Annotated in this window: 14 protein-coding genes and 1 rRNA gene; 7 read left to right on the top strand and 8 right to left on the bottom strand. The window is 38.3% G+C overall.

Annotation, left to right across the window (positions count from 1 at the left end):
- Together rrf and ACTHJT_RS03700 are read left to right on the top strand one after the other, a co-directional pair.
- Positions 1-82, top strand: a 5S ribosomal RNA gene (gene rrf, locus ACTHJT_RS03705); the annotation flags it as partial.
- Between the two features lie 79 nt (positions 83-161).
- Positions 162-1,763 (top strand): ArnT family glycosyltransferase, encoded by a 1,602-nt coding sequence (locus tag ACTHJT_RS03700; protein ID WP_440236439.1) that lies wholly within the window; start codon positions 162-164, stop codon positions 1,761-1,763.
- Here the strand turns inward: ACTHJT_RS03700 and ACTHJT_RS03695 are convergent.
- Entirely contained in the window at positions 1,760-2,812 is a 1,053-nt protein-coding gene (locus ACTHJT_RS03695; RefSeq protein ID WP_440236437.1) for a serine hydrolase domain-containing protein, read from the bottom strand. The two genes, ACTHJT_RS03700 and ACTHJT_RS03695, sit on opposite strands and share 4 nt — an antisense overlap.
- Before the next feature lie 223 nt (positions 2,813-3,035).
- Positions 3,036-5,993, bottom strand: coding sequence for a sugar-binding protein (locus ACTHJT_RS03690; RefSeq protein WP_440236436.1), 2,958 nt, complete (start codon positions 5,991-5,993; stop codon positions 3,036-3,038).
- A 250-nt stretch (positions 5,994-6,243) separates the two neighbouring features.
- Between ACTHJT_RS03690 and ACTHJT_RS03685 the strand changes: the two genes are divergently transcribed.
- A complete protein-coding gene (locus tag ACTHJT_RS03685) occupies positions 6,244-7,245 on the top strand; it encodes a bile acid:sodium symporter family protein (protein WP_440236435.1) in 1,002 nt (333 codons plus the stop codon).
- A 28-nt stretch (positions 7,246-7,273) separates the two neighbouring features.
- Complete coding sequence (locus tag ACTHJT_RS03680) at positions 7,274-9,208, top strand: 7TM diverse intracellular signaling domain-containing protein (protein WP_440236434.1); 1,935 nt, start codon at positions 7,274-7,276, stop codon at positions 9,206-9,208.
- Positions 9,209-9,237: 29 nt separating this feature from the next.
- Here the strand turns inward: ACTHJT_RS03680 and ACTHJT_RS03675 are convergent, their stop codons facing one another.
- The 4 genes from ACTHJT_RS03675 to ACTHJT_RS03660 form a co-directional block, all read right to left on the bottom strand.
- Positions 9,238-9,762: a YceI family protein gene (locus tag ACTHJT_RS03675; RefSeq protein ID WP_440236433.1), complete on the bottom strand. Its 525-nt coding sequence runs from the start codon at positions 9,760-9,762 to the stop codon at positions 9,238-9,240.
- Positions 9,763-9,913: 151 nt separating this feature from the next.
- On the bottom strand, positions 9,914-10,795 hold the full coding sequence (locus tag ACTHJT_RS03670; RefSeq protein ID WP_440236432.1) for a pirin family protein: 882 nt from the start codon (positions 10,793-10,795) through the stop codon (positions 9,914-9,916).
- A gap of 237 nt (positions 10,796-11,032) precedes the next feature.
- Entirely contained in the window at positions 11,033-11,614 is a 582-nt protein-coding gene (locus ACTHJT_RS03665; RefSeq protein WP_440236431.1) for a Crp/Fnr family transcriptional regulator, read from the bottom strand.
- Between the two features lie 135 nt (positions 11,615-11,749).
- Positions 11,750-12,238 carry a DinB family protein gene (locus ACTHJT_RS03660; RefSeq protein ID WP_440236430.1) on the bottom strand — a complete coding sequence of 163 codons (489 nt, stop codon included), beginning with the start codon at positions 12,236-12,238 and terminating at the stop codon, positions 11,750-11,752.
- A gap of 178 nt (positions 12,239-12,416) precedes the next feature.
- Here ACTHJT_RS03660 and ACTHJT_RS03655 point away from each other — a divergent pair, with 178 nt between their 5' ends.
- The 3 genes from ACTHJT_RS03655 (at position 12,417) to ACTHJT_RS03645 (ending at position 14,263) form a co-directional block, all read left to right on the top strand.
- Positions 12,417-13,106 (top strand): helix-turn-helix transcriptional regulator, encoded by a 690-nt coding sequence (locus ACTHJT_RS03655; protein WP_440236429.1) that lies wholly within the window; start codon positions 12,417-12,419, stop codon positions 13,104-13,106.
- Positions 13,107-13,350: 244 nt separating this feature from the next.
- Positions 13,351-13,842 carry a DinB family protein gene (locus tag ACTHJT_RS03650; RefSeq protein ID WP_440236428.1) on the top strand — a complete coding sequence of 164 codons (492 nt, stop codon included), beginning with the start codon at positions 13,351-13,353 and terminating at the stop codon, positions 13,840-13,842.
- A 202-nt stretch (positions 13,843-14,044) separates the two neighbouring features.
- Positions 14,045-14,263, top strand: a complete 219-nt coding sequence (locus ACTHJT_RS03645; RefSeq protein ID WP_440236427.1) for a hypothetical protein — start codon at positions 14,045-14,047, stop codon at positions 14,261-14,263.
- Positions 14,264-14,423: 160 nt separating this feature from the next.
- On the opposite strand, the gene cysM is transcribed toward ACTHJT_RS03645, so the two are convergent.
- Positions 14,424-15,308 (bottom strand): cysteine synthase CysM, encoded by an 885-nt coding sequence (gene cysM / locus ACTHJT_RS03640; RefSeq protein WP_440236426.1) that lies wholly within the window; start codon positions 15,306-15,308, stop codon positions 14,424-14,426.
- 162 nt (positions 15,309-15,470) lie between these two features.
- Positions 15,471-16,093 (bottom strand): serine O-acetyltransferase EpsC (gene epsC, locus ACTHJT_RS03635; protein ID WP_440236425.1); only part of this gene is annotated, 623 nt, incomplete at its 5' end.

Below are 16,093 nucleotides of genomic sequence, written 5' to 3'. Positions count from 1 at the left end.
TTCCCATTTCGAACAGAGAAGTTAAGCCCAACTGCGCCAATGGTACTGCAGTCAAATGTGGGAGAGTAGGTCGCTGCCAACTTATTATCAAAACCCTTTACTATAATCAGTAAAGGGTTTTTTGTTTTTATATGGTTATTTTTATAGCAGGGATACTCTACATGGATTCTAAGAAGTATACATATCTGGTCTGTTTTTTACTCGCCCTTTATCTGGCAATTGCCTGTTATAAATTGGACAGCCCTGGGATGCAATATGACGAACTGCTTTTTGTTAATGGTGCATTGCATAACCGCGCTGACAATTCTTTTGTACGAATGGCTGTAGGGGATTTCCCGGTGCTGCTGATGGCGTATATAGGAGCATTGAAATCGTATCTCTATTATCCAATCCTAAATACTATTGACGTATCGGTATGGAGTATAAGATTGCCTGCAATATTGATTACAATGGGTTCATTATTTGTAATCTATACTATACTATGTAAAATTTTTTTCAGAAGATTAGCCTTGATGGAATTATGTATATTGGTTTTGGATCCATCGTTCATTTATATGACCCGATTGGATGTGGGACCAAATGTACTTGAACTGTTTACCAAATGCATGGCTTGTTTGTTTTTTTGCCGCTACTTTTATGAGAAAGCAGATTTAAAATATCTGATCTTTGGAAGTATTTTTCTGGCATTGGGCCTTTTTAATAAATTAAACTTTTTGTGGTTTATAAACGCCTTCTATGCAACAGTTTTTATTCTTCATTTCAGTTCAATAAAAAAAGCTATTCTGCAAAGAGATCTCAGTACATTAAAGCCATATCTGGTTATGACAACCGTATATGTAGGTTTTATTATGTATTTTATATGGATTGCAGTATCGTTTGAACTGGCAGATGTGCCTGGTGCCAGCATAGCAGATAAATTTTTTAATAAATTCTGGCAGATCAGAGATGTATTGAATGGAAAAGCCTTCCTTGGATATATATATGGTATTGGAAACAATACGATTAATAATTCAATATTGGTTTTTTATTTTTTGATAATATCAATTGGTGCAATTCTAAACATTTTCATAACTCAGAATGAATTTATTATCCGGTACAAAAAGATATTTACAGCTCTACTTTTAATTATCGTTTTCGATGTTATTCAGATGCTTCTTACCCGGCAGGCAAATGCGCCATGGCATGCTTTCACGATATATCCCTTTTTTACAGTCTTATTAGTTTATTCCATCTATTCTATATACGTTGTTTTACATCAACATAAACACATCGCCAAACTGATTTGTGGATTAGTATTCTCTGTAATAATTATTTATCAGGTATCGGTTATAGCGGCATATACGAGGGTTTTAGGAACACCTGTTAAAAATATTGCCTGGTCTGAAAAAGTGAATGAATTAATCCAATATACAAAAGAGAAAGATGGGGTATTCATTTCACTTGATTGGGGTATTCATACGGCATTGATTTCGTTTGATCATAAAAAAGATAAGTATTACGAGTGTTTTCCGTTTTTCAATGCGACATCTACATCTGAAGAAAAAAAAGAGTACAAAGAAAGATATTTCAGTGATCCATCTTCAGTAATTATTATTGCACACACGCGCGAAGAGCAAAAGTTCCCGCGGGCATTTCAAAATTTTGAGAAGTTTACAGCAGAGTTCAATTTAAAGATTGTGCCTGTAAAGATTATTCAGGATGAGAAAAGAATTGTTTATATATTATATAAGCTGGAGCCTGTGGCAGGAGTCGTTGACAATTAAATTTTATTGCTTTGCATGGTAATCTGTCTTAAGATTTCCCACCATCTCAGGTCTAAATTTTCTTTATTAAATTTCATAAGAGAGACAATAACAACTTTGTGTTTGGGATTAATGTAAATCTGTTGTCTGTACATTCCCAAAGCCATATAATCACCAAGTTCTTCCTCTCCGATAAACCAGCTGTTGTTATAGCCAACATCTTCTCCCAGACTATTCACCGGCGCTGTAGATGCTTTTACCCAGCTGCTGTCGATAAGTTGCTCTCCGTTCCATTTACCACCATTCATGTATAAAATACCGAACTTGGCATAATCCTGTGCAGAGCCCGCAAATGCGCCGATGGCGCGGGTATGGTGTGTTTTATAATCATATCCCCAGATAGATGAATCGCAGGTGCCAATTTTTGACCAGATGTGATTTGAAAAATATGTATGCAGATCCTGTTTGGTTGTCCGCTCTATAATTAAACCCAGCAGTGTATAATTAATATTCATGTATTCAAAGAACTCACCTGGTTTTGCATGAAAGACCAGGGTAGGCAATACATTTTCAACTTTGCCGTAATACGCATCAGCTACATTCGGCACTCTCATTTTAAGTCCTGATTTTTGATTTAGCAGATGGTTGATCGTTAATGTATTGAAGTTCTCATGATAATTAAGTTCCGGCAGGTAATCTTTAACCAAGTCATTGATTGATTTTATATGGCCTTCTTTTAAAGCAATTCCCAGACATGCTGATACAAATGATTTTGAAATTGAAAAGGAAGGTACAGGATTGTACGAACGGATTTTTTTGTCTGTATATTGATATAGAATACTATCGTTTTTAATCACTAAAAAGTATTTGGCCTTTTGATTTTCCAGAAAATCATCAAGTGGCAAACGAATCAATGGTTCTTCAGATGTCCAGTTTGTTACGTAAAAAGGTTTATTGACTGCGGTTGATTTAAACTCATGGCATGTGTCCGCAGTTTTTACAGTCTCATATTTAAAACGGTTTACATCCTTTTCATCGGGTACAATATAGAAATATGCCTGACGGGTCATACAACTTTTAAAGCACAGACAACAGAAGATTAGTAAGACTGCTTGGCTGAATTTCGAAAGAGACATTTTACACAGATTTTATGTGTGTTTTAATTTATAAATGTACATTAAAGTTACTATCCTTTTTGTGTATTTTATAATTTAAACGGTCTAATAATTTATAAAGCCTATCCTTATAGGGATAGGCTTTATAAACAATCTGCATACTAGTTCAATATGAGATTTATTCTGTCTTGATTAGCTTAAACATCGCATATTCATTTCCATGATAAACCCGGATCAGATAAATACCTGGTTTCAGATTCTCACCAATTAAAACCGCTGTATTGGTTGGTTGATTTTTATGAGATTCGACCGCAATACCTTTTATATCAGAAACTTCTATAGCGACAGGAGTATTGTCAGTTGCATGGATGATTAATGTGGATGATATCTGACACGGATTTGGATAAAGGGCATAACCGGTTTCCGATTCCGGTAGAAGTACTGGTGTTGTAATAGCAACGCTTTGTGTTGTGCTGGCATAGATATTTGTTTCCGTAACAGAGACAGTTCCTGCAGAGCTTCCATAATTTACTGTGATTTCAGTGTTGCCTGTATTACTTGATATTATGGTAGCACCTGTTGGAACATGCCAAACAATTTGGTCATTAGGATCTGAAGGCGTAAATGAATAAACAACATTGGTTTGATTTGCCGTAACATTTGCAGGACCAGAGATAGGAGATGGGCTAGGAGCCTGACCCACATCAATAATCACATTATCGTTTGACGTTCCGCAGCTATCACTTGCGATTGTCCACATAAATTCATTGATGCCCGGGCTTAAATTTGAAACAAGGCTATTGTATTTGGATGCATCAGCAAAAGTACCTGTGCCGTTTACTATTGTCCATGTTCCTGTATTGCCTGTGAAGGGTGGAGTAGCGGCAAACGTTGCGGAAGTAGTTGCGATATGCTGGTCTGGGCCCGCATGTGCAGTAACAGAGTCTACGTTTACATCAATCGATGCACTTGCCAGACATGTTGCGTTCGAAATTGTGACAACATATTTGCCATCCTGTGCAGCTATATATGTAGCATTCGTTGCGCTGTTTATAGGATTAAAAGCATAATACCATTGGTAATTTGGAGCGGTACCTGAAGTAGATGCTGTCAGGGTAACTCTGTTGCCGGTGCAAAATAAGGTTGAGCCCTGAGCAGCAATAGCCAATGCAGGCGGTGTACAGGCTATTGTATCCATAATGATTGTTCCCATCAGAGATCCATCCTGCCATGCATTATCAGTTGTTGGTGTCCAGGCTATTTTAGCATTCCGGGTGCCGGAATCATTATCATTCACCATTACTTCAAATCCTTCGAAGCTCGATAGATTCGGAACTGTGATACCTAAGGTACTCCATGGAATTTTAACTTCCATGGTATAACCTGTTGCAGAGCAGTTGTTCGTACAGCCTGCAGTTATTCCATGGCTGGTTTGTGCAAATGTAACACCTGCGGTGGCATTATGCTGATATTCATTAACGGTAGGATTGTTCCAGGCGAAAGCATATTGGAATTGTTTCGGGCCATAAGAAACCGATTTTGAATTCCCTGCATCAAAATAAATTTCGATACCGTCATTATTATAAACGGCTGCATTGTTATTATATAATTTAGAATCCAGAACATCTACCAGCACATATAAATTTGTATTGTCATATGTTGCTTTCCATGTAGCAGATAAATTGGCAGATGATGATACAGAACCGATAAGGACTTTATTGAGGTTAATAGCAGGATAATTATTCCACATTGGGTCGGACAAACCATCTATAACAGGAATGTCGGTTATTGAGTATACGGGTTGCGCAACATAGATTGAAATCCCTTTTGAGGTGGCTTTTTCATTTTGGTCGGTGGTTGCTGTAGCTTTCAGAGTATATGTACCTGCTGTAAGATTATTAACAGTAATGGTATAGGGACTGCTAGTGGATGTGCCAATAAGAACATCATTGGCATAAAAGTTTACTTCGGTTATTGTCCCGGTTACAGCAGTTGCATCTGCTGTAATTGTAATAACATCACCTTTTTTAAATGCAGTTCCTTTAAAGGGACTTGTTATTGCAATAGTAATATTGTTTGAGCTGGAGGCGCAGCCGGATGGCAATGAACTGAATGATTCAAGAATAGTCATTTGAGGAGAATCGATATACGTACTACCTGATTTTGTAGGTTCAATGCTTGTTATATATGTACCCCAGGAAGGTCCGCCGGCCCAATAGGTACCCCCAACACAGTTCTGTTGTAAGTAAGTTAAAAAATTATTCAATAACGTATTCCAGTTGGCCAGGTCACTGTTGTTAGGCACGCCGTATTCACCTACAATTCCTTTTAAATTATTTGTATTGAGCCAATTAACAAAAGGAGTGATGTAAGCAACACCTGTATTGGCATTAGCGCCCGCACCGGCAACCGTTACATTATTATTTTTATATTGTCCGGATTGATCGTTGTCAAAATATTGATGTGCTTCGAAAACCAGGTTGTCTGCCGGGTCATTTAGGTTAACCAGATTTGCATTGTATTGCGTCCAGGTACTACCTTTAGACCAGTTATCTCCTTCAACCAGAATAACATGGGAATTATCTATCGTACGAATGCCATCGATACCGGCCTGAGCGATTGTGAACCAGCTTATACTGGCTAAATTATGTGGCTCATTCATCAGATCAAATGCCCATACAGCTGGCTCATTTGCATAATGTGTGGCCAATTTTGTCCATACATCTTTAAAATTATCAACCGTTGGCCCTCCCGTACTACCTATGACTTTACCTCCTTCAGGATAACGACCGTAATTATGTAAATCCAGAATGATAGACATATTCCTCGATGATGCATTTGCAACAATGCCATCAATGATAGTCAGATAGGTCGGATCCAGATCCCCTCCCAGTGTTGGTTGTATCCTTTCCCATAAAAATGGGATTCGTATCAATGATAAACCTTTACTTTGATAATAATCTAGCTCAGCAGCTGTCGGAACAAAATAATTTACACCAGCTTTACCAGGTAAAGTTGTAGGACCAAATTCTAATCCTGCTAAATTGACACCGAAATTAGAGGCCTGGGCGGATGCTTTTCCTGTGGCTAAAATGAATAAGCTAAGGATTAATACATGTTTAATTGAATAGTTCATAGAATGGGCTTTAACAAACGTTTATTAATATTTTATAGTTTAATGTTTGTTTAGTTATAATTTAAAGATAGGAAATATTATTCATTAAAGTGGTAGCTAAAAAGGAATAAATTTATAATATATTGTATTTTAAGTTTTTATGTATTTATTGAAATGGGAAATAATTACTGGTGTAGATTATTGTTTAAACAAGTAAAATTGATTCTGATTTTAATGAATACTGACTATCTTCGACGCAGATTTATAGCCAATGAAAAGATTGATTAATACACTTTCAAAAGCAGGGTTAAATGGATTTTTCTTTTGTTTATTGGGAGCTGTAGAGTTAGCATCTCAATTTCCGCATTTAGGTGCTGAAAATAGTATGATACCATTTTCAAAAATTGCTACTTATGGTGTGGCGGTTATCTTTTTCTTTTACGGATTGAAATTAAGTCCGCAAAAAATGAAGGAAGGGCTTTTTAATTGGCGTTTGCATGTACTTATTCAGTCTACCACGTTTATCATTTTCCCGATTGTTGTATTAACATTACAATATTTCTTTACAGTCGGGCAGGAGGCATTTTCTGTTTTATGGCTGGGAATATTTTATGTAGCAGCCCTGCCATCTACCGTATCGTCCTCGGTGGTGATGGTTTCCATTGCAGAAGGCAATATACCAGCCGCTATATTCAATGCCAGTATATCCAGCATTCTGGGGGTATTTATTACCCCCATCTGGATTACATTGCTGATAGGCAGCGGATTCTGTCAAATTGATACATCTGATGTGATTATAAAGCTTTGTATCCAGGTAATTGTTCCTGTAACCGCTGGCTTACTGTTACATAAATGGCTGGGATTCCTTACAGATAAATACAAAGACTTGCTGAAACTATTTGACCAGACGATTATACTGGTCATTGTATTTACTTCTTTTTGTGAATCTTTTGCAGGGGATATGTTTGCATCTTATCCGATATCAGAAATCTTTGTACTTGCAGCAGGCATGCTTGGTTTATTTTTGTTTATTTTCGGAATGATGCACTTACTTTCCATTGCAGTTAAATTAAACCACGAAGACCGTATTACTTTGTTGTTCTGCGGATCAAAAAAATCCCTGGTGCAGGGTGCCGTCATGGGAAAGGTATTATTCCCCAACCCGCTGATACTTGGTGTTGTGCTGTTGCCACTGATGCTGTATCACGCTTTACAGCTTGTGGCCAGCAGTATTATTGCTGAATCCATGTCTGCGAAAAACAAACGACTTTAATCGACGTTATAGTTATAGAGCTTTTGCTATGAAAATAAAAAAATGGAATATAGCCTCTATAATCTTCATACAGATGAAAATCTGTGTGCTTATTTTTCTATGGAGTATTTCCTGTATCAGTCAGGCAAAGCCATCGATTCAATTGACCGATCCGGAACATGTGTACGTGATTGACAGTTCTTACTTCCAGGGCTGGGATCCGGTTGAAAAGAAAACATTTGAGACACACCGGCTTTTTTTTAAGAATGAGCAGGTCAATGCAGACTCCTGGTATACCTTTCAGATTTCCAATCCCGGTAATGAATCCATTGAATGGTACATGGTTTCTTATAATTATGGGATCGATAAAATTGATCTGATTTCAGTTGATGATGAAGGCAGGAAACAGGATGATTATTTCAGGGATACTACAAGTGTTTACCAACGTACGATTCAGCATAAGCAACCGGTGTTCTTTATTCGATTAAAACCCGGACAAACAAAAACATATTACCTGAATATAAATAACGAAACAAGCTTTAACTATGTATTCGCCATATATTCCCATCAAAAATTCTTCACACATTTTTTCATGGAGTATATCCTGTACGGTATCTTTTATGGATTCCTGCTGTTTGTGCTGTTGTATAGCCTGATGCACTATATTCTGCTACGCGAGAAAGTTGTCTTGTTTTATTGCTTGCTGATTGCATCCCAATTTGTACATATGCTTTTCAGGGATGGTAATGGACTGTTTTTATTGTTGGATTATACAGAACATGCAGATCTGATCAAGAATATCTCCAGAGGATTTTTATGCATCAGTTTGTTGATGTATACTACTTATTTCCTGAAAATTGATATTAAAGGAAGATTGTTCAAGTTTATTATAGCTTTAATTATTTTCAGGATAATATACATGATTGTAATGCTTCGGGATACAACTATGTTCACATTTCATATAGAAATGTTCTTCATTTTATTTTGTACCTATTTATCAATACGGTCATATAAAAAAAATAAAGATACACGCTACATGGCTATAGGCTTGATTATACTGAGCATCTCGTATTTTATTTTTTACTGTTCCATTAATATTGTTTCGCCGCCGTTAACGGCTATAGGTTTCTTTGGTATTTATTATGGTGTGGCCGGCCAGTGTATTTTCATGACATTGGCATTGACAGAGCGTTTTAAGCGTTTAAAATTTGAAAGTTACGAACAGCAGCAGATGAATAAAGAGCTGGAACAGATGGTTGAAAAAAGAACAGAACTGATCGCTGTACAAAACAAACAATTGGAAGAACGTTCTGAAGAACTGAATCTTTTTTTATATAGTGCATCCCATGATCTGAAAGGACCTTTAAAGACTATTGAAGGCTTGTGTAATATCGGAATTGCAGATAAGGATGTCAGTCACGTGGAAATTTATGGTTTGATTAAAAATAAACTGAAAAACCTGGAAGCTAATATTTCTGATTTGAATCTGGTAACGAAATTAAAAAATGAAAATTTATCCGAAGTTCAAATAGACTTTGATGCCATACATGCGGAGATCGTGGAGCGCTTCAGGTTTTATGAAGGTTTTTCCGAATTGAATATATATTATACAAATACGCTTACATCATTTTTATATGCAGACCTGTTTTCGATTAAATGTATTTATCAGAACATATTTGAAAATGCCTTAAAATACAGAGATTCAGTAAAAGGACCGCAATTGCATACCACCGTGTCTGAGGAAAATGGTTTTGTTGTTTTAAACATTCAGGACAATGGCCTGGGAATTTCTGAAAAAGTAAAACCTAAAATTTTTGAGATGTTTTATCGTGGTAATGAAAAATCGCAGAATGATACCGGACTGGGCTTATTCATTGTTAAGCTAGCTGTTGAAAAACTACAGGGCAGGATTGAAGTGGAAAGCGAAGAAGGCAAGGGCACTTCTTTCACGATCTTTATTTCCTTGATAAAATACAAAGAGTAAGCGATTGCTTACTCTTTGTATAACATTGATTATTGTTTTAACAATTGAACGTTCGCGATCAGTTTTACTTCATCACTTACCAGCACACCGCCAGCTTCCGTAGGCGCGTTCCAGGTTAAACCAAAGTCTTTACGATTGATTTTTCCAGTAACTTCAAAACCTGCTTTGGTATTACCCCACGGATCTTTTGCTGTACCACCGTATTCAACAGCAAGTGTTACTGTATTTGTAACGTCTTTGATGGTAAGATTTCCAGTCAATTCGAAGCCATCGCCTTTTTTAGAAAACTTTGTTGATTTGAAGCTTAGTTTCGGGAATTTTTCAACATCAAAGAAATCGCCGCTTTTTAAATGCCCATCACGCTGCTCGCTGTTGGTGCTGATAGAAGCAGTATTTGCTTCGAACGATATGTTTGCGTTTTCAAATGTATCTCCGGCCTCAACCGTACCGCTGAATTCAGTGAAACTCCCCGTAACGGTTGTAATAACAAGGTGTTTTACTTTGAATTGAATCTCAGAGTGCGATGCATCGATTATCCAGTTTGTAGTTGCCATAATTGTAGGTATTTAGTTTGAATTATGAATTATGAATTATGAATTATGAATTATGAATTATGAATTATGAATTATGAATTATGAATTATGAATTATGAATTATGAATTATGAATTATGAATTATGAATTTTTACTGATTACTGTCTACTGACTACTGTTTACTATTGTAATTGATTGTTCCGTAGTCGCCGTTGAAGAAGTCTCTGTAGGCATGGGCAATTTCCAGGCGGCTGTTCATTACAAAAGGACCTTCCGCATAGATTTCTTCGGTATAAGTTTCCCCTCCAAATAAGATAATATCAATTTCTGTAATATTGTTATTGGTAAAGGTTATTGTTCCGTTATCTTTTCCAAATGCCAGAATCTCACTTTTGCCAAGGGCTTCTCCGTTGATTACTGCTTCCTCGGAAGGAACAAAAGCTGCATATTCCAGATGTGCCTTTGTTTCATAAGTAAAGCTTGATTTTGGATTCAGTTTGATGTGGTAGATGAATTGTTCGGTAAATGTTTGCACCGGAGATCTATTGTCACCACATGCACCGATCACAATGCGCATCATACCTGCATCATTAGGTAATAAAGCTTCAGGAATATCGCTTGCCTGCACAGCCATGTAGCCGGGCTTTTCAGCTTTATTTTTAGCAGGCAGGTTGATCCAGAATTGCAGGCCGTGCATCACACCGCCGCGCGCCTGAAACTCCGGACTGAAGTGCTCATCGTGGATGATACCATTGCCGGCATTCATCCATTGTGCACCACCGGCTTCAACAACCCCATGTCCGCCGTTGCTGTCGAAGTGTTCCAGCGCGCCGCTGAATATGTAACTGAAGGTTGCAATACCGCGGTGCGGATGCGCAAACTGTCCATCCGGAGCAGAAGGAGTTTTTGGTTTCTGAACAGTAGGATATAAGTGATCCAGAAATACAAACGGACCCACTGCATCAATATATCTGTTTGGTACCAGACGGTTCACTAAAAGTTCTCCAACTTTGGAATTGATACCGCCATATTTTGTTACGATTGCCTTTTCCATTTGCGTAGTCCTTTTTTCTCCAAAACAGGTAAAGCATTTTACTTTCCCTTTTTGTTGATACAAAGTAACAACAGAAAATGCAGATGTGGATTGATAAATGACAAGAAAGAGACTTGATAAATGTCAAGCCAATTATGAATTATAAATTATGAGTTATGAATTTAAAAATCTTAATAAGTGTATATGATTCTGTCCATTTCTGTAATCAATTCATAATTTATAACTCTTAATTCATAATTATTTCAATGCTTTCTTCCTGATTCTGCTGAATGTTTCGGCGGTGATACCCAGGTAGGATGCAAGCATGGTTTGGGGGAAGCGCTGTAAAAAATCGGGATGATGCTTTAATAACTCAAGGAAACGTTCTTCAGCGGTAAGGCTTAATGCATCGTGTATTCTTTTTTGTGAAGCGATAAAATTACGCTGATCCATCATGCTGATCATTTTACCGATCGCAGGCAGATTAGTACTCAGGTATTGCAGATTTTCAGAAGTAATTAATAATACTTCGGTGTCCTCCAGGGCTTCTATGTTATAGCGGGAAGGTGTGAGCATGGTTAAACTTTCGCGGTCTCCGATCCACCAGTTCTCAATGCCGAAATGCAGGATGTGTTCACCGCCTTTCGCATCCACCGAGTATTGGCGCATAGAGCCCTGCAGAATGAATGCGATGTATTTACAAACTTCGCCTTCCTGCAGCATATATTGACCTTTCTTATAGCGTTTGAACGTGAATGCTTTTTGCACCAATTCAAAATCAGCATCCGAAATGGTAGTGGCAGCATACTTGTCAATATAAACTCTGAGCGGGTAATGCATATTTCTTACGATACTTGTTGGAGAACCCATAAATATATTAGATTATCAGTTAATAGCAATAGTTTAAAACTGTATAAAAAAGAAAAGGTCTGATATTCTGCAATACCAAACCGGTTCTTCATCTAAATAATTTTACTACTTCTTAAGATATGCCAGTTGCCCCAGGTGGTAGGCTAAATGATTGGTTTTGTTGATCAGTACATTTAATTTATTTCTATGCGGCTCCTTCAGAAAGTCTTCCTGTGAAACGGATGTATGTTTCGACAACCATTCTTCAGCTCTAAGCCCATTAAAATGATTGGTCAGCACAGCCAGCACCGTATTCCAGTATAATCTCAGATCATCAATGGACGGCTTTTCGAGTCCTGATTTATCCGGATTTTTCAGGAAAGGCTCTTCCAGTTGCGGATACAGTCTGTCGCCGAGCCCGAGTAAGGGGATCATGGCATCATGCACGGCTGTAAGGTGGCCCACTAAATACGTTCCTGAATTTCTACCGGGAGCGGTTTCCTGTGCCAGCGCTTCGTTGCTTAGGGATTTGATGAGTTTGTCTGCTCTGCTTGCTTGTGTATTCCAGGCATCTAATGCCATTTTTACAAATAATGTGTGTTCTGTTGTTTCCATGTTAAAAAAAGAGATTCTACTTTCTGACAAATTATTTAAAGAAAAGGTTCGGATAGCTTAAAGCTGAATGCTTAAGGCCTAACGCTTCTTGCATTTCGCATTAGGCTTTAAGTCTTAAGCTTTTTTATTAGAAAATTAAACGCTAAAATTACACACCACATCTATTTAGTAACATTCAATGAACCGGATCGACAGGCTTTTAGGAATTATTACCTTGTTGCAGACGAAGAAATTTATCACAGCAGAAAAAATCTCAGAGAAATTTAAAATCAGTAAGCGTACGGTTTACCGGGATGTAAAAGCGATCTGTGAACAAGGGATTCCCGTTGGTGTGGAACCGGCTAAAGGTTATTTTATTGTAGATGGTTATTTTTTGCCGCCGGTATTGTTTAATAATGATGAAGCGAATGCATTGCTCTTAACAGAATCGCTGGTGAGAGGCTTTGCAGATAAATCAATCATAAAGCATTATTCCAATGCACTGGACAAAATCAAAGCCGGCTTGAAACAGGTGGATAAAGATAAACTGGAGAAAATGCAGGATACGATTAAACTGCAATTGCCGGCCAGGCTCGAAAACGACTTCGAATATTTATCCATTTTACAGGCAACAATTTCTGACAAAAAAATTATCCATATACAATATAAGAATAATAAGGAGGAACTCAGCGGCAGGGAAATAGAGCCGATCGGACTGATCTTTTACGCTTTCAGCTGGCACCTGATTGCCTGGTGCCATGAACGCAAGGCATACCGGGACTTTAAAGTATCGCGGATTATTAAAGTAAAGACTACAGAGCTGCCGTTTAAAAAGAATAAGCATATTGAACTGGCAGAATACATGAAAGACCTGCCGGTGAATTATTGATAACTACTTATAATTACATTGTTCAACCCTTGGAAACCCTTGGAGAGTCATGCTTTAATATTTGTAAAAGAGGGAATTATTGTGAGACGCTACTTATTTAAAAACTCTCTAAGGGTTTAGCGTCATCGAATATTTGCCGATTATTTATTTTAAAACTTTTTTCAAAAGTGGTGACATAGGGTTGTCACCGGGTGGTTTTTTATTTGTGTTATCATAACGATTCACATACAAAAACTACAATTTTATGGAACTGATCCCGATCTTTTTAAAGGAATTTGAAGCAGAAGCTCTTACAACCCGCAACATGTTGTCACGCATTCCTGACGACAAATATGACTGGCAACCGCATCCCAAGAGCATGACCATTCGCACATTGGCAACGCACATTGCAGAACTGCCAACCTGGGTGAGCCTGGCATTAACAACCGATGAACTTGATTTCGCTGCAGAACCCTATAATCCAACCATCATAAATACAACAAATGACCTGCTGGCATTGCTGGAAAAAAGTCTTGCTGAAGGAAGAGCGCATTTGATACCGGCAAATGAGGAAAAACTCACTGAAAACTGGACGTTGCGTAATGGCGATGTCATTTATAGCGTGCAGACAAAGCATGAAACAATCCGCCATGCATATTGTCAGATTGTTCACCACCGTGCACAGCTGGGCGTTTACCTGCGTTTGCTGAATATACCGATTCCAGGAAGCTACGGGCCAAGTGCTGACGAAAATTGATTGAGAATTATGAGTTATGGATTATAAATTATGAATTTTATAAATCATAGTTTATAATTCACCCTTACTTTCAATGAACCTTCGCTTGCGCGAGCATTTGCTTGTACCTTTAATTGAGCACAAGCAAATGCTCGCGCAAGCGGTAGGGAAGAGTACTTAGCATCCATTCATAATTCATAATTTATAACTCATAATTATTTAAATGGTTGAAGTATATAAAACATCCGTTCAGGATCACATACAGGCAAAGGTGGTCAAACAATTGCTGTTGGCGCAGAATCCATCATTGGAAATTAATTTTGATCTGGAAGATTGTGATAGAATTCTCCGCATTAAAAATATCGAAGATGCGGTTGATATATCTTCTGTGTTGAAGGTATTACACGAAACCGGAATTTATGTAGAGGTACTGCAGGATTAACGCTTAAGGCCTAATGCAGAAAGCTTAAAGCACAAAAAGTTCAAACGAAAGTTGAGCTTTTTGTGCTTATCAATTGATTCTATTCTTACGTTCTTTACGAACCTCATACTTAATTCACTTATAGCTTTTAGCCTTAGGCTCTGCATTAAGCGTTCAGCCTTTATACCCCAAACAGGTCGCTCGACAGGTAACGGTCGCCGCGGTCGCAAACGATGCTTACAATCACTCCGGATTCAATTTCGTTGCCTAATTTAATTGCTGCTGCCATGGCTCCGCCGCTGCTCATACCACCGAAGATACCTTCTTCGCGCGCCAGTCTGCGGGTCATTGCAACGGATTCTTCTTCACTCACGTCCATCTTTTTATCTACACGTGATTCATCATAGATCTTTGGTAAATATTCAATCGGCCAGCGGCGGATGCCCGGTATTTTAGCGCCTTCGGTCGGTTGTACACCTACAATTTGTACAGCACTGTTTTTTTCTTTCAGGAATTTTGAGGTACCCATGATGGTGCCGGTTGTTCCCATGGAAGATACAAAATGTGTGATCGTACCATTCGTATCTTTCCATATTTCAGGACCGGTAGAGTGGTAGTGTGCCATATAATTATCAGGGTTAGCAAATTGGTTCAGCATATAGAAACCACCTTTCGCTACCTGGGCTTCAGCATAATCCCGTGAGCCTTCAATGCTGATTGCAGCTGGTGTAAGCGTTACCTTTGCACCGAAAGCTTCCATGGTTAGCACGCGTTCACGCGTAGAATTATCCGGCATTACCAGTTCAATATCCAGGTTGTACAAACGTGCGATCATGGCTAAAGCAATGCCTGTATTACCACTGGTTGCTTCGATCAGTTTCATGCCGGGTTTAATTTCACCACGATCCAGCGCGCCTTTGATCATTCCGTAGGCTGCACGGTCTTTCACGCTGCCACCGGGATTATGGCCTTCAAGCTTTGCATATATTTTTACATTGGGTTTGTTGAAAATACGTGTGATCTCAACAAGCGGGGTATTACCAATAAAATCAAGTAACGTAGCCATATTTAAAAAGAATAATATTTAATAAAGTGCTGGCGAAGCATTTGCTTGTGCCTATCAATAACAGGGCACAAGCAAATGCTTGCGCCAGCGTGATTAAGGTTGTTTGGAATTTGTTTTTTGTCTTTTGGAATTTCTTATCATTCATTACGAATTTTGTCAATCCTATATCTTCTTTGTGCTTACTTCAATCTGTGCTTTGTGATACACACGTGTAAACGGAGGAACGCTTTCTGTTAACCATACATTCCCGCCAATGATGCTGCTGTGACCAACGACTGTTTCACCGCCCAAAATCGTAGCTCCGGAATAGATGACTACATTGTCTTCAATCGTCGGGTGGCGTTTGGTATTGGCTTTGCTTTTGGATACGCTTAAAGCACCGAGCGTTACACCTTGATAGATCTTAACATTGTCGCCGATATTTGCCGTTTCACCAATAACAATTCCGGTACCGTGATCGATATGGAAATTCTTACCGATGCTTGCACCCGGGTGTATGTCTATACCCGTTTTACTATGCGCATATTCCATGATAATACGGGGAATCAGCGGAATATCCTGCAGATACATGACATTTGCTAAACGGTAGAATGCGATTGCATAAAAGCCCGGATATGCCCTCACCACTTCAAACTCTGAACGTGCAGCAGGATCGCCATTTAAGGTTGCCTGAATATCCAGCAATAACTTGTCATATACTACCGGCAGCTGATTCATAAATGTCTCAGCCAATTGTTCGGCCGGTGCCGGTAAATCTTTTTGTATAGAAAGTAATAAGCGCGTTA

The organism is Cytophaga sp., from assembly GCF_051961495.1.
Classification (GTDB): Bacteria; Bacteroidota; Bacteroidia; order Cytophagales; family Cytophagaceae; genus Cytophaga.
Note: the sequence above shows the minus strand (reverse complement) of the source record. Positions and strands in the feature narration are given on the sequence as shown.

Bases quoted from the DNA above. Each gene is read 5' to 3' on its own strand.
- ACTHJT_RS03650 (WP_440236428.1), top strand. From the start codon at position 13,351: ATGGAACTGATCCCGATCTTTTTAAAGGAATTTGAAGCAGAAGCTCTT.
- ACTHJT_RS03690 (WP_440236436.1), bottom strand. From the start codon at position 5,993: ATGAACTATTCAATTAAACATGTATTAATCCTTAGCTTATTCATTTTA.
- ACTHJT_RS03680 (WP_440236434.1), top strand. From the start codon at position 7,274: ATGAAAATAAAAAAATGGAATATAGCCTCTATAATCTTCATACAGATG.
- ACTHJT_RS03700 (WP_440236439.1), top strand. From the start codon at position 162: ATGGATTCTAAGAAGTATACATATCTGGTCTGTTTTTTACTCGCCCTT.
- ACTHJT_RS03665 (WP_440236431.1), bottom strand. From the start codon at position 11,614: ATGCATTACCCGCTCAGAGTTTATATTGACAAGTATGCTGCCACTACC.
- ACTHJT_RS03645 (WP_440236427.1), top strand. From the start codon at position 14,045: ATGGTTGAAGTATATAAAACATCCGTTCAGGATCACATACAGGCAAAG.
- ACTHJT_RS03675 (WP_440236433.1), bottom strand. From the start codon at position 9,762: ATGGCAACTACAAACTGGATAATCGATGCATCGCACTCTGAGATTCAA.
- ACTHJT_RS03670 (WP_440236432.1), bottom strand. From the start codon at position 10,795: ATGGAAAAGGCAATCGTAACAAAATATGGCGGTATCAATTCCAAAGTT.
- ACTHJT_RS03685 (WP_440236435.1), top strand. From the start codon at position 6,244: ATGAAAAGATTGATTAATACACTTTCAAAAGCAGGGTTAAATGGATTT.
- ACTHJT_RS03660 (WP_440236430.1), bottom strand. From the start codon at position 12,238: ATGGAAACAACAGAACACACATTATTTGTAAAAATGGCATTAGATGCC.
- ACTHJT_RS03695 (WP_440236437.1), bottom strand. From the start codon at position 2,812: ATGACCCGTCAGGCATATTTCTATATTGTACCCGATGAAAAGGATGTA.
- ACTHJT_RS03655 (WP_440236429.1), top strand. From the start codon at position 12,417: ATGAACCGGATCGACAGGCTTTTAGGAATTATTACCTTGTTGCAGACG.
- cysM (WP_440236426.1), bottom strand. From the start codon at position 15,308: ATGGCTACGTTACTTGATTTTATTGGTAATACCCCGCTTGTTGAGATC.